The 12,967-nt window shown below is 62.8% G+C and carries 12 protein-coding genes and 1 other RNA gene; 8 read left to right on the forward strand and 5 right to left on the reverse strand.

Going from position 1 to position 12,967, the window contains the following annotated elements:
- The first annotated feature begins 27 nt into the window (after window positions 1–27).
- The 4 genes from KYT87_RS03210 (at window position 28) to KYT87_RS03225 (ending at window position 4,831) form a co-directional block, all read left to right on the forward strand.
- Complete coding sequence (locus KYT87_RS03210) at window positions 28–1,530, forward strand: sensor histidine kinase (protein ID WP_219992588.1); 1,503 nt, start codon at window positions 28–30, stop codon at window positions 1,528–1,530.
- Between the two features lie 295 nt (window positions 1,531–1,825).
- Window positions 1,826–2,254: a tripartite tricarboxylate transporter TctB family protein gene (locus tag KYT87_RS03215; protein ID WP_046807631.1), complete on the forward strand. Its 429-nt coding sequence runs from the start codon at window positions 1,826–1,828 to the stop codon at window positions 2,252–2,254.
- A gap of 6 nt (window positions 2,255–2,260) precedes the next feature.
- A complete protein-coding gene (locus KYT87_RS03220) occupies window positions 2,261–3,790 on the forward strand; it encodes a tripartite tricarboxylate transporter permease (RefSeq protein ID WP_046807614.1) in 1,530 nt (509 codons plus the stop codon).
- 111 nt (window positions 3,791–3,901) lie between these two features.
- Entirely contained in the window at window positions 3,902–4,831 is a 930-nt protein-coding gene (locus KYT87_RS03225; protein ID WP_219991687.1) for a glyoxylate/hydroxypyruvate reductase A, read from the forward strand.
- On the opposite strand, the gene KYT87_RS03230 is transcribed toward KYT87_RS03225, so the two are convergent.
- Window positions 4,825–5,760: a LysR family transcriptional regulator gene (locus KYT87_RS03230; RefSeq protein WP_046807616.1), complete on the reverse strand. Its 936-nt coding sequence runs from the start codon at window positions 5,758–5,760 to the stop codon at window positions 4,825–4,827. The genes KYT87_RS03225 and KYT87_RS03230 overlap by 7 nt on opposite strands.
- A 199-nt stretch (window positions 5,761–5,959) precedes the next feature.
- Between KYT87_RS03230 and KYT87_RS03235 the strand changes: the two genes are divergently transcribed.
- Entirely contained in the window at window positions 5,960–6,589 is a 630-nt protein-coding gene (locus KYT87_RS03235; RefSeq protein WP_219991688.1) for an FMN-dependent NADH-azoreductase, read from the forward strand.
- Window positions 6,590–6,711: 122 nt separating this feature from the next.
- Here KYT87_RS03235 and KYT87_RS03240 read toward each other — a convergent pair whose 3' ends face one another.
- The 4 genes from KYT87_RS03240 to KYT87_RS03255 all read right to left on the reverse strand — a co-directional run bounded on the left by KYT87_RS03240 (window position 6,712) and on the right by KYT87_RS03255 (window position 11,445).
- Window positions 6,712–7,617 (reverse strand): NAD(P)-dependent oxidoreductase, encoded by a 906-nt coding sequence (locus KYT87_RS03240; RefSeq protein ID WP_120153808.1) that lies wholly within the window; start codon window positions 7,615–7,617, stop codon window positions 6,712–6,714.
- A gap of 58 nt (window positions 7,618–7,675) precedes the next feature.
- Window positions 7,676–9,280, reverse strand: a complete 1,605-nt coding sequence (locus tag KYT87_RS03245; protein ID WP_219991689.1) for a gamma-glutamyltransferase family protein — start codon at window positions 9,278–9,280, stop codon at window positions 7,676–7,678.
- A 181-nt stretch (window positions 9,281–9,461) separates the two neighbouring features.
- Window positions 9,462–10,967, reverse strand: a complete 1,506-nt coding sequence (locus tag KYT87_RS03250; RefSeq protein ID WP_046807620.1) for a tripartite tricarboxylate transporter permease — start codon at window positions 10,965–10,967, stop codon at window positions 9,462–9,464.
- 13 nt (window positions 10,968–10,980) lie between these two features.
- The gene (locus KYT87_RS03255) at window positions 10,981–11,445 is read right to left on the reverse strand and encodes a tripartite tricarboxylate transporter TctB family protein (protein WP_046807621.1); all 465 of its coding nucleotides are present in this window, start codon (window positions 11,443–11,445) and stop codon (window positions 10,981–10,983) included.
- Window positions 11,446–11,924: 479 nt separating this feature from the next.
- On the opposite strand from KYT87_RS03255, the gene KYT87_RS03260 reads away from it, so the two are divergent.
- From KYT87_RS03260 to ssrS, 3 genes are all read left to right on the forward strand, one after another.
- A complete protein-coding gene (locus tag KYT87_RS03260; protein WP_046807622.1) occupies window positions 11,925–12,371 on the forward strand; it encodes a hypothetical protein in 447 nt (148 codons plus the stop codon).
- Entirely contained in the window at window positions 12,371–12,682 is a 312-nt protein-coding gene (locus KYT87_RS03265) for a cell division protein ZapA (protein ID WP_006217444.1), read from the forward strand. The genes KYT87_RS03260 and KYT87_RS03265 overlap by 1 nt, the downstream gene beginning before the upstream one ends.
- Before the next feature lie 32 nt (window positions 12,683–12,714).
- Window positions 12,715–12,899: non-coding RNA, 6S RNA (gene ssrS / locus KYT87_RS03270), on the forward strand.
- Window positions 12,900–12,967: the final 68 nt, after the last annotated feature.

Genomic DNA, 12,967 nt, shown 5'->3' on the forward strand with positions numbered 1-12,967 from the left:
AGCCTGCGGATCCCCGGGTTGCCGCGTGTGGGCATCCGCGCGCTGCTTATCATCTTGCTGCTGCCCGGCGTGGTGGTGCTGTTGGTCATCGACAGCCTGAACGACTACCGCACATTGTCCGAGATCACCAACGAAGCCTATGACAGCGCGCTGGTCGAGCCCGCGCGCGTGCTTGAAAGCAGCTTGGAATTCACCCCGGACGGCAATCTGCAAGTGGCCACGCCGCTGTACGCGCAAGTCATGCTGGAATCCCGGGCGGGCCTGCGCAAGTACTTCCGCATCGAACAGATGGACCCGCCCGTGCCCGATGGCTCGCCCGTGCCCACCGAGCAGGGCAAGACCCTGTTGGGCATGCCGGAAATGCCGCGGCCTCCAAGCTGGCCCCGCTCTAACGGCCAACCTATTTTCTACGACGGCGTCTACCGTAACGATCCGGTCCGGGTCGTGGCGGTGGTGCGTGACCTGTACTACCAGGGCCTGCATCGGCAAGTGATGGTGGTGGTGGCCGAAAGCACGGGCAAACGGATCGAAGCCGAGAACAACGCGCGTCGCCAGGAAATCTTGCGCGACGCCCGCATGCTGGCGCTGGTGGTGGTGCTGGTGTGGTGGGGCGTGTCATGGGCGCTCAAGCCCTTGCGGCGCCTGCGTGCCGACATCCGCAACCGGCGGCCCGATGACCTGACACCGCTGGACGCCTCTCGTGTACCCAGCGAAGTGGCGCCGCTGGTCGACGCCGTCAATCACCACATCGCCCGATACCGTCGTGTGCTGGACGAACAATCGCATTTTCTGGCCGATGCCTCGCATCAGCTGCGCACGCCGTTGGCCATCATGTTGACCCAGGCGCAATACGCGCTTCGTGAACGCGACCCCGCCCGTACGCGCGAAGGGCTGCGCGCCATTGTTGACCAGTTGGGCCGCACCCGACGCTTGACCGAGCAGCTGCTGTCGCTGGCGCATGCCAACCAGGCGGAACCCCTGCCGCGCCAACTGCTCGACATGAATGCGGTGTCACGCGAAGTGGTGCTGCAATACCTGCCCTTGGCGCACGAAAAGCAGCAGGACCTGGGCTGGGTGCAGGCGGGTTCCGAAGAAGGGCAGGAGACGTCCGCCCCAGTGTCGGGCAACGAAGCCGAGCTGCATGAAGCGCTGTCCAACCTGGTGCACAACGCCATCAACTACGCGCCCGCGGGCGCTCGCATCACGGTGTCGGTCAGCCGCCTTGAAAGCCGCGCCGAGGTCTCGGTGTCGGACAACGGGCCGGGCCTGGACCCGGTGCTGCGCAGCCGCGCCTTTGCGCGATTTGAGCGGGTCGGCACGGACAAGCCGGTGGCGTCATCGGGGTCCGGGCTGGGTCTGGCGATTGCGCGGGCCTATGCCCGCCGCAACGATGGCGACATCGAACTGCGGGACGGCGAGCGCAACGCTCAGGGCGGCGTCGGGCTGGCATCGGTGTTGTGGCTACCGTTGGCGCCGACGGTTTCGCAGTACCCGCGTCCGCTTGATGTGGACTTGAAAGGCGAGCAATAAGCCTTACCGCCTGCCGCCGCCTGCCCCCCGCTGGCTACCGCCTTTCAAATTTTTTTCTTGTTTCCCCCTTTCCCTAGTTGCCGCTCCTCAGGGATAACCCCCGAATTCAGGAAGGCGACAGCGCACAGAAAGCGAATTAGCAGCTTCCCTCCGTAATCTGCGCTCCGGTTCGTTGTAAAGGGCCGGGCGAGGCTCGTGTCGAGCGGCGCATCAAGGGCCGGCACGGTCCTGCACCGGAAGGAGGAAGCAAGTGCAAAAAAATATCAACAGAAAGGACTACTACGGCGGCGCGCTGATGGTCCTGATCGGGTTGGGGGCGATATACGGCGGCACCGACTATCACATCGGTTCGCTGAGCCACATGGGACCCGGGTTTTTCCCCGCCGCATTGGGTGGCCTGCTGGCGTTGACCGGTGTGCTGATCGCGATATCCGCGCGCTCGGGCGATGCCACGCCGCCCGCGCCGGGCGACGGCCACGCACATGGTTTGCCGGACATGCGCGGCAGCGCCTGCATCCTGCTCGGCATCCTGGCGTTCCTGCTGCTGGGCCACTACGGCGGCCTGCTGCCGGCCACCTTCGCCATCGTATTCATCTCGGCGTTGGGTGATCGCAAGAACACCATCAAGCAAGCAATTCTGTTGTCGGTCGCCATGTCCGCGATCGCGGTCGTCGTTTTCTGGTGGGCGCTGCAATTGCAGCTGCCGCTGTTTCGTTGGGGTTGAAGCGCCATGATCTCTCAATCTTTGATGGACCTTTGGTACGGCTTCGGCGTTGCGTTCCAGTGGCACAACCTGATGTGGTCGTTCTTTGGCGTGCTGGTCGGAAACCTGATCGGCGTGTTGCCCGGCATGGGCGCCTTGTCGGCGATCTCGATCCTGTTGCCGCTGACCTACGTCATGCAGCCCGTGCCCGCCATTCTGATGCTGGCCGGTATCTTCTACGGATCGCAATATGGTGGCGCCATCGGCGCGATTCTGCTCAACCTGCCTTCGCACCCGCCGCACGCGGTCACCTGCCTTGACGGCTACCCCCTGACCAAACAAGGCAAGGGAGGGACCGCGCTGGGCATCACGATGATCTGTTCGTTTTTCGCGGCCTCGGTCGGCATCATCGTCATGATCTTCGCGTCGCCCTTGCTGGTGGAAGTGGCCTTCAAGTTCGGCCCGACCGAGATCTTCTCGATCATGCTGCTGGGCTTGCTGGCGGGTGCGACGATGTCGCGCGGCTCGCCGCTGAAGGGCGTGGCGATGACGCTGTTCGGCCTGATGTGCGGCGTGGTCGGCACGGATGTGAACACCGGTACCATCCGCTTCTCGTTCGGCCTGCTGGACTTGTCCGACGGCCTGGAACTGGTCGCGATTTCGATGGGCCTGTTCGGCGTGGCCGACTTCCTGATGAGCGTCAATCGCATGACCATCATCGGTAGCGGCGCCAAGCTGCGCATTCGCGACATGCGGCCGTCCAAGCAGGAATTGAAGACGGCTTTCTGGCCGATGGTTCGTGGTACGGCGGTGGGTACGCTGTTTGGCGCCATGCCGGGCACGGGTCCCACCATCACCACCTTCGTCGCCTATGCGCTGGAACGCAAGATCTCGAAGACGCCCGAAAAGTTCGGCACCGGCATGATCGCCGGCGTGGCGTCGCCGGAAGCGTCGTCGCACTCGAAGACGCAGGTCGACTTCATTCCCACGATGAGCCTGGGCATTCCCGGCGACGCGGTGATGGCGTTGATTCTGGGCGCCTTGCTGATCCAGGGCATCCAGCCGGGTCCGCAGCTGATCACCGAGCATCCGGACATTTTCTGGGGCCTGATCGCCAGCTTCTGGGTGGGTAACGTGCTGCTGATGGTGCTGAACGTGCCGCTGATCGGCGTGTGGGTCAAGTTGCTGCAAGTGCCGTACCGCTATCTGTTCCCGTCCGCGCTGTTCTTCATTGCAGTGGGCGTGTTCAGCACGCAAAACAGTCTCTTCCAGATTTGGGAAGTGCTGGCCTTCGGCGTGATCGGCGCGATCTTGATGACGCTGGAATTCTCGGTGGCGCCCATCCTGCTGGGCTTCGTGCTGGGCCCCATGGTGGAAGAGAATTTCCGCCGTGCCCTGCTGCTGTCGCGCGGGGATCTGATGGTGTTCGTGCAACGCCCGATCAGCGCGTGGTTCATCGCCGCCAGCGCCTTGCTGATCCTGCTGCAAGTGTGGGCGTTCGCGCGCCGTGGCAAGGGCAAGGACAAGACCAAACCGGAAGTGCCGCAAACGGTTTAAGCGGCGCTTGCATCCGTACAACGACGGCCCGGCTTCATGCCGGGCCGTTTGATTTGTGTGACGCCATCCTGCATGCTTGCGGTTTCCGAAACGCCTTGCAGAGCCGCCAACATGCATATTCTTTTCGCTTGCCCTCACCACGATCCCGACGTTTGGGTGCCGCCTTTGGAAGCCGCGATGCCCGGGTGCCGCATCTCGGTGTGGAATCCCGATGGCCCGCCGTCAGGCGCCGAAGTGGCGCTGGTCTGGCGTCCTCCGGCAGAGCTTTTCAAGCACGAGACGGGCATCACGACGCTGTTCAATCTGGGGGCGGGCGTAGACGCTCTGTTGAAGATGCCCGAGATTCCCGAGCACGTGCGTATCGTGCGCCTGGAAGACGCCGGCATGTCGGTGCAGATGGCCGAATATGCGTTGTACGCGCTGCTGCGCGTGTCGCGTGATTTCCGGGCGTTTGACGAAGCGCAGGCCCGTCAGCATTGGGACACGCGTGAAGGCACCGCACAGTCGGATTGGCCGGTGGGCGTGTTGGGGCTGGGTCAGGTGGGCGCGCGTGTGGCGCAAACCCTGGCGGAATTTGGCTACCCGGTGGCCGGCTGGTCGCGGTCGCCGCGCGAGATTGCCGGCGTCGAATCGTTTGCCGGCGAAGCCGCGCTGCCGGCCTTCCTGGCCCGCACGCGCTTTCTGGTCAATGTGTTGCCACTGACGCCCGACACGCGCGGCATCCTCAACCGCGAGACGCTGTCGCAATTGCTGCCCGAGGCGCACCTGGTCAACGTCGGCCGTGGCGAGCATCTGGTTGAAGAGGATCTGGTGCAGATGCTTGAAGAAGGCGAGATCGCCGGCGCGACGCTTGACGTTTTTCACACCGAGCCGCTGCCCCGCGATCATCCTTTCTGGCGCGACCCGCGCGTGCACGTCACGCCGCACATCGCGGCCCGTACGTTGCGCGACGAAAGCATCGAGCAGATTGCGGGCAAGGTCGCTCAACTGATGCGCGGCGAAGCCATCACCGGCGTGGTCGAGCGCACGCGCGGCTACTGAGTCGCGGGCGTCACGGCTTTTTCCAGCCGCTGGTACATCGAAGGCAGGCGTTGCGACAGGAAATCCAACAGCGTCCGGACGGCGGGCATCATGCCCCGCCGCGATGGATAGATGCAATGGACGATGCCCTCCGGCGATTGCCATTGCGGCAGCACCGGCACCAACTGGCCACGGCGCAGCTGTTCTTGCGTGGCGATAGACGGCAAGAGTGCAATGCCACGCCCACGCACGGCTGCTTCGGTCAGCACAATGAAGTCGTTGCACGATAGCTGCGGCTTCAGCTCGATCTGCACTTCTTCGCCCTTGTCATTGCGCAGCGGCCATCGCACTTCGTTCTGCGGGTCGGAAAAGCTCAACGTGGTGTGCGAGGCCAGATCTTGCGGTGTGTCCGGGCTGCCCCGGCGCTGCAAGTAGCCGGGGCTGGCCACCAGCGTGCCGCGCGCCGTGCCCAGATGGCGCACGACCAGCTCGGCGTCGGTGTCCAGCTTGGTTCGGACTCGCAACGCCAGGTCCACGCCTTCTCGGATCAGGTCAACCCGCCGGTTCGTTACCAGCAACTGCACGGAAATTGCCGGCCACGCATCCAGGAATTCGGGCAACAGCGGCGCCAGCACGTCCTGCGCAATCGACACCGGGCAACTTACGATGACGGGGCCGGCCGGTTCCGCTTGCAGTTGGCGCATGGCGTCGTCGGCGGCGCGCGCGGACGCCGCCATTTCACGGCAGTAGTGCAGATACCGTTCCCCGGCGGAAGTCAGCCGCAGGCGTCGTGTCGTGCGTTGCAGCAGGCGTACGCCCAGGCTTTCCTCCAAATGCGAAATCCGCCTGGATAGGCGGGATTTGGGAATGTCCAACGCGCGGGCGGCGGCGCTGAATCCGCCCTGCTCAACGACTTGGGAAAAGTAATAGAGGTCGTTTAGATCTTGCATGATTGTTCTATTCCTGGAACGAACAGTTCATCATATCCCGGTTTATGCGAATAATGAACCGGTCTACAGTGACGCCATGCATTCGGGATCTGCGACCGCCACCCGGCGCCCAGCCCCAGTCCGGATTTCCCTTTGAACCGGATGTGGCGCTGTCAGATTCCGACGCCCGCCCCTGGCGGGCCAACTGGAGAAATTCGCTATGAAGACCCTTGTTATCCTTTCCTCGATCCTCGGCAACCGTTCGCACAGCAAGGAATTGGCTGACCACCTGATCGCCCGCCTGAAGGCCGCCAACCCCGCCGCCAGCGTGAAAGTTCGCGACATCGGCGCACAACCGATTCCGTACTTTGACGGCAACACGGCCGGTGCGTTGTTCACGCCCGCCGATGCCCGCACCGTGGAACAGCAACGCATCGTTGAGTTGAGCGATTCGCTGGTCGCGGAACTGATGGAAGCCGACCGCATCGTGTTCGCCGTGCCCGTGTACAACTTTAATTTGCCGGCGCAGTTCAAGAGCTACCTGGACTACGTGGCCCGCGCTGGCGTCACGTTCCGTTATACGCCCGAAGGCGTGCCGGAAGGCCTCGTCAAGGGTAAGCAGGTGTTCGTGTTGACGGCCCGCGGCGGCAAGGCCGAAGGCACGCCGTCCGACACGATGACGCCGTACCTGCGCCAGATGCTGGGTTTCCTGGGCATGGACGCCGTGACGTTCATCGCGGCCGAAGGCATGGCGATGGGCGAAGTGGCAGCCTTGGAAGGGGTGACCTTGGCCAAGCAGCGCATCGATGCACTGGTCCTGGATTCGGCACCGGCGGGCGTGGCAGCCTGATCGCGGGATGCAGGCAGTCACGGGTGTCGTGATGTTGTGATGCCATGATGTAGAAACAAAAGGCGAGCCAACCGGCTCGCCTTTTTTGTCGCCGCGTTCCGGCGACGTTACCCGCGCAACGCTCAGTCGCGCAGGCGCTTCACCAGGCTGGAAGTATCCCAACGACCCCCGCCCATTTTTTGGACGTCGCCATAAAACTGGTCCACCAATGCCGTCACCGGCACACGGGCGCCGTTGTTGCGGGCCTCGGCCAGCACCAACCCCAAGTCCTTGCGCATCCAGTCGACCGCGAATCCGAATTCGAATTTGTCGTCGACCATGGTGCCGCCCCGGTTCTCCATCTGCCAGCTTTGCGCGGCGCCCTTGCTGATCACGTCCAGCACCAGCTTCATGTCCAGATCGGCAGCCTGGCCAAACGCCACGGCTTCGGACAAGCCCTGCACGATGCCCGCAATGCAGATCTGGTTGACCATCTTGGCCAATTGGCCAGAGCCCGGGGGGCCTACCAACGTGACCGCGCGGCCGAAGCTCTGCGCCACCGGCTTGATGGCGTCGAACACCGCGGCTTCGCCGCCGCACATGATGGTCAGAACGCCGTTGACGGCGCCGGCCTGTCCGCCCGAGACAGGCGCGTCCACGAAGTTCAGGCCCAGATCCTTGGCCTGTGCGTAGAGCTCGCGGGCAACGTCGGCTGACGCGGTGGTGTGATCGACGAACACGGCGCCCGGCGCCATGCCCGCAAAAGCGCCGTCAGGCCCCAGGACCACACTGCGCAGGTCGTCGTCATTGCCCACGCAGGCAAACACGATTTGTGCGCCGGCCACGGCTTCACGTGGCGTGGCTGCGTGGCCGCCGCCGAATTCAGCGGCCCAGGCTTGCGCCTTGGCGGGCGTGCGGTTGTACACCGTCACGGTGTGGCCCGCGCGGGCCAGGTGGCCAGCCATGGGCAGACCCATGACGCCCAGGCCGAGAAAAGCGACTTTCTGGGCTACGACCGCGTCGTAGCTCTTGGTACCGATCGTTGCCATGCAGGAAACTCCGCTCTATGTGAGTAAGGTCTGTCCGAGGACACTAACCTTAACGCAATCAAAAGCCGGCGGCGAGTCCATCGCGTCGGCTATCGCTGGCGCTGACATAGCCATCAACGGCAGGATCCCCCAGCCGCCAGATGAACTGACCGGATCCGAAGTCCATGTAAGGGTCGTCCACGCTTTCCAGCACGTGGCCACGCGCGCGCAGGCCTTGCGCCACCGCGGTCGACAGAGTGGGTTCGGCGTCGATGGTCAGCCCGTGGTTCCACTTCCAGCGCGGTGCGTCGCAGGCGGCTTGCGGCTGCTGGCCGTAGTCCAGCATGCGCACCAGCGTCTGCACCTGCCCCTGCGGCTGCATGTTGCCGCCCATGACGCCAAAGCTCATTACCGGCGCGCCGTCCCGCATCAGAAACGCCGGAATGATGGTGTGAAAAGGGCGCTTACCGCCGGCCACCACATTCGGGTGCTCTGGGCGGGTGCTGAAGCAGTGCCCGCGATTTTGCAGGCTGACGCCGGTGCCAGGCACCACCACTCCCGAACCGAAGCCCATATAGTTCGATTGAATGAAGCTGACCATCATGCCGCTCTTGTCGGCGGTGGTCAGGTACACCGTGCCGCCTTGCGGTGCATGGCCGGACAGGAAGTCCTGGGCCGCGTTTCGACTGATCAGGCGTGCGCGTTCAGCCAGGTAATCGGGCCGCAGCATTTGCTCGGGCGTCATGCGCATGTGGCGGGAGTCCGCGACATGGGCATAAACGTCGGCGAACGCCAGCTTCATGGCTTCGATCAGCAGATGCTGGGTGTCGGGATGATCGACAGGGCGCGCGGCCAGGTCGAAATTCTGCAAGATACCCAGCGCGATCAGGGCCGCGATGCCTTGGCCGTTGGGGGGAATCTGGTGCAGTGTATGGCCACGGTACGGCTGGCTGATGGGCGCTACCCATTCGGGCGAATAATCGCGCAGGTCCGCTAAGGTCAGCCCCGCGTCGTGCGCCTGCGCGTGTGCGACCAGCTTGTGCGCGGTTTCGCCTTCGTAGAAATCGCGCCCGCCTGTTGCGGCAATGCGCTTGAGGGTAGCGGCGGCGCCCGCCAACACGAAATGTTCGCCCACGTGGGGAACCCGGCCGCGCGGCAGGAAATGGTCGGCAAAGCCCGGTTGGGGCTGTAGCAGGTCAGCTTGCGCCGCCCATTTTTCGTGCACGACGGGAGACACGGCGTAACCGCGCTCGGCGTATTCGATGGCGGGGCCCAACACCTCGGCGAACGGCAGCTTGCCCAACTTTTCATGCAAGGCGGCCCAGCCGGCCACGCATCCGGGCACGGTGACGCTGTCCCAGCCGCGCATGGGAATCGCCCCTTGGTGCTTGCGCCGAAAATAATCCACATTCCAGGCGCTGGGGGCGGGGCCGGAGGCATTCAGGCCATGAAGCTTGGCGCCGTCCCAGATGACGGCGAAGCAGTCGGAACCCAGGCCGTTGCTGACTGGTTCGGTCAGGGTGAGGGTCGCGGCGGTGGCGATGGCCGCGTCAACGGCATTGCCGCCCTGGGCCAGGATGCGCAAGCCCGCCTGCGCCGCCAGTGGCTGCGACGTGGCGACGACGTTGCGGGCGAAAACGGGAATGCGGGTGGTGGGATAGGGGTTGTTCCAGTCGAAATTCATGCCGAATCATCGCGTGGGGTAAACCCGTACTTTACCGTAGCGGCTTCCCGAATCCGGCGGGGCGTAGTCCTGCGTAGCCTTTGGCAGCTTTCGCCAGGTCAGCCCAATAAAAAAACCCCTGGGACAAGCCCAGGGGTTTGGATCGCGCCGACACCGCCGCGCAAGGCGGCGGGTTCGCGTCTTACTCTTCTTCGACGAAGGTCTCTTCGCGCTTCTTGCGGATGGCGGGCAGGGCCACCAGGATCACCAGGAAGGCGGCCACGGCCAGCAGGGATGCCGACAGCGGACGCGTCACGAAGGTGCTGAAATCGCCACGCGACAGCAGCAATGCACGGCGGAAGTTTTCTTCCATCATGGGGCCCAGAACCAGGCCCAGCAGCAGCGGTGCGCCTTCGCACTTCAGCTTCGACCAGACGTAGCCGATGACACCGAAGATAGCCGTTGTGAAGATGTCGAACGAGTTGTAGTTCAACGAATACACACCGATCGTGCAGAACACCAGAATCGCCGGGAACAGGATGCGGTAGGGCACCTTCAGCAGCTTGACCCACAGGCCGATCAGCGGCAGGTTCAGCACCACCAGCATCAGGTTGCCGATCCACATCGAAGCGATCAGGCCCCAGAACAGCTCCGGGTGGCTCGTCATGACTTGCGGGCCGGGCTGGATGTTGTGAATCGTCATTGCGCCGACCATCAGCGCCATCACGGCATTACCCGGGATACCCAGCGTCAGCAACGGGATGAACGAGGTCTGGGCTGCGGCATTGTTCGCCGATTCCGGGCCTGCCAGGCCGGCCGGGTGGCCCTTGCCGAAGCGTTCCGGATTCTTCGAGATCTTCTTTTCCAGGGTGTAGGAAGCGAAGGACGACAGCACGGCGCCACCGCCGGGCAAGATACCCAGGGCCGAACCCAGGGCCGTACCGCGCAGCACTGCCGGGTACGATTCCTTGAATTCCTGCTTGTTCGGGTACAGCGAGCCGATCTTGTCGGTGATGTCGACGCGGTTTTCCTTCTGCTCCAGGTTGGTCATGATTTCGGCAAAGCCGAACACACCCATGGCCACGATGGCGAAGTCGATACCGTCTTGCAGTTCGGGGATGCCGAAGTCGAAGCGGGCAACGCCCGAGTTGACGTCGGTGCCGACCATGCCCAACAGCAGGCCCAGGATGATCATCGAGATCGCCTTGGGCAGCGAGCCGGAAGCCAGCACCACGGCGCCGACCAGACCCAGGCACATCAGCGAGAAGTACTCGGCGGGGCCGAACTTGAAGGCCACTTCAGCCAGCGGGGGCGCGAAGGCGGCCAACAGCAGCGTGGCCACGCAACCGGCAAAGAACGAGCCCAGTGCAGCGATAGCCAAGGCGGCACCGGCACGGCCGTTACGGGCCATCTGGTGGCCGTCCAGCACGGTCACCACCGCGGACGTTTCCCCTGGCAGCGCCACAAGAATCGCCGTGGTCGAACCGCCGTATTGCGCGCCGTAATAGATGCCTGCAAGCATGATCAGGCCGGCAATCGGGGGCAACACATACGTGATCGGCAGCAGCATCGCGATGGTCGGGACCGGGCCAATACCGGGCAACACGCCAATCAGCGTACCCAGAATGCAGCCCAGCAGTGCATAGGCCAGGTTCTCGGGCGTGAACGCCACCGAGAAGCCCAACATCAGGTTGTCAAACAATTCCATGACCGGTTGCTCCTTAGTTCATGCCCAGAAAGGACGGCCACAGCGGGAAGATCAGCCCCAGCCCCTTGACGAATGCCAGATACGAGAACACCACCAGGAAGATCGCGTTGGCGACGGCGACCTTCAAGCTGAACTCATGGCTGGCCAGGCTGCTGACGACAACCAGGATGAATACCGAAAGGTAGATGCCCAGCGGCTTCAGGATGAAGCCGTACAAGACGACCGAACCCACGACGAGAAAAACGATGCGCCAGTCGAACTTGTCGACGTGCGTTTCCTGCGCTTTCTTGGAAAGCGAGCCAAGCAGCACGATGGCGCCCAGCAAAGCCAGAACAATGCCTAGCCAGAAAGGAAAGTACCCTGGACCCATTCGGGCAGCAGTACCCATTTGGTAGCTGCTGGCCTGCCAGGCAAATCCCAGTCCAAGGGCGATGAACATCACCCCAGACCAGAAGTCCTGTCGATTGCGTAGCTGCATGATTGGTTGGCTCCTGTTTACAGCATGTAGATAAAAAAGTTTGTAGCCGGAGGGGACTCGCCGAAAGGCGAGTGACAGGCACAAAAAAGGCACTTCAGGGTGCCATTAGTTATTCTGAAAGCGACGGCGTGGTTTCTTGAAAGGGCGAATGGTAATGGACGCCTGCCACGCTGCAAACCCTGTAAGGTCCGTGAAAGGCTGGGGTTTTCCCTAGAATTCGGGAACTCCCGACCCCGAGATGTAACGGCGCGGGAAGATTGAGGACTTTTTGAAAGCTAAGTGAAAGTTTATAGAAAGAAATGCGAAAGCCGGATCGGCCGGATGCGGGGATTTTGGAGGAGGGGACTTTTCTTCTTGGGCCGGAATCGGTTAGCCTCGCGCCGCCGACATCACAACCGTAATTCCTACCGAATATTGCCGGGTTTCTCACCTTGCGTGAAGAGGCCCGGTCTACCTCAGGATGGTTTACGATAGCGCCCATGCTGCAAGATCTAGACCAACTCGCCGCCCGAATCGGGCAACTGGTGCAACGCACCCGCCAACTCCACGCAGAGCGTGATGCGTTGCGCCTACGCTTGAACGACTTCGAAGCTGAACAGCGTGTGCTGAAGCAGCGCGCCGCCGAGCGCGAGGCTGACATCGTCACGTTGAAAACCAAGCTTCAGGATCACGACGGCGCCGTCACCGCAATGCTCGAGCAAGCCCAGCAGGCGGAAGTTGCCCTGCGCGAGCAGCTTGCCCGCGAATCCGCCGAACGCCAAGCGCTTGAGTCGCGCTTCGCCGCCCGCGAATCCGAACTGCAAGGCACCTTGCAATCTCGCGACAACGAACTACAGCGCTTGCGCGTGGCCGCCGCTTCGGCCCGCGAGCGCATTGACGCCGTGCTGGCCCGCCTGCCGGGCGCACCGTCTGGAGAGCAACACTGATGGAACGCGTAGACGTAACCATATTAGGACGCGACTATTCACTGGCTTGCTCTGCTGAAGAGAAGCCCACGTTGATGGCCGCCGTGCGTCATGTCGACCAGTTGATGCTGCGCATCCAGGGAACCGGCAAGATTTCCAGCAACGAACGCATTGCCGTCATGGCCGCTTTGCAAGTCGCCGGCGAGCTGCTTGCGATGAAAGCGCCCGATGGTCCTCTAGGGGGTTTGGCGGTTGGCGACTTCAAGCGTAGAATTGAGGACATGAACGCAGTACTCGATGACGCCTTGTCGGGTCAGGAAAAACTGCTCTAACGTTCATAAAGCGGTATTCAAGAATTTTCAGTTTGTCCCTGCCGTGTCCGTGACTAGGCCATACATTCTCTGAACCTATGTCTTTTGGCATATTGGTTGCGGGAGTGCAGAGCTGGAGTGATTGTCTCTCGTAGACGAACCCGACGCTCTTCGGAACGCGACCACCTTGAACCTCAGGGTTCGAGATGCCGGCCTTGACGGCACAGGCGGGGCATCTATCCCAGCGGGCCTGCCAACAGCGCAGGTCCGCGTCGGGTGCCAAAAATCCCCCAAGTTCTTCCCCTC

Source organism: Achromobacter sp. ES-001 (assembly GCF_019448355.1).
GTDB classification, from domain to species: Bacteria; Pseudomonadota; Gammaproteobacteria; order Burkholderiales; family Burkholderiaceae_B; genus Achromobacter; species Achromobacter spanius_B.

Coding starts and splice junctions, on each gene's coding strand:
- KYT87_RS03230 (WP_046807616.1), bottom strand. CDS start 5,760: ATGCAAGATCTAAACGACCTCTATTACTTTTCCCAAGTCGTTGAGCAG.
- KYT87_RS03245 (WP_219991689.1), bottom strand. CDS start 9,280: ATGAATTTCGACTGGAACAACCCCTATCCCACCACCCGCATTCCCGTT.
- KYT87_RS03255 (WP_046807621.1), bottom strand. CDS start 11,445: ATGCAGCTACGCAATCGACAGGACTTCTGGTCTGGGGTGATGTTCATC.
- KYT87_RS03225 (WP_219991687.1), top strand. CDS start 3,902: ATGCATATTCTTTTCGCTTGCCCTCACCACGATCCCGACGTTTGGGTG.
- KYT87_RS03250 (WP_046807620.1), bottom strand. CDS start 10,967: ATGGAATTGTTTGACAACCTGATGTTGGGCTTCTCGGTGGCGTTCACG.
- KYT87_RS03260 (WP_046807622.1), top strand. CDS start 11,925: ATGCTGCAAGATCTAGACCAACTCGCCGCCCGAATCGGGCAACTGGTG.
- KYT87_RS03265 (WP_006217444.1), top strand. CDS start 12,371: ATGGAACGCGTAGACGTAACCATATTAGGACGCGACTATTCACTGGCT.
- KYT87_RS03235 (WP_219991688.1), top strand. CDS start 5,960: ATGAAGACCCTTGTTATCCTTTCCTCGATCCTCGGCAACCGTTCGCAC.
- KYT87_RS03240 (WP_120153808.1), bottom strand. CDS start 7,617: ATGGCAACGATCGGTACCAAGAGCTACGACGCGGTCGTAGCCCAGAAA.
- KYT87_RS03220 (WP_046807614.1), top strand. CDS start 2,261: ATGATCTCTCAATCTTTGATGGACCTTTGGTACGGCTTCGGCGTTGCG.
- KYT87_RS03215 (WP_046807631.1), top strand. CDS start 1,826: ATGGTCCTGATCGGGTTGGGGGCGATATACGGCGGCACCGACTATCAC.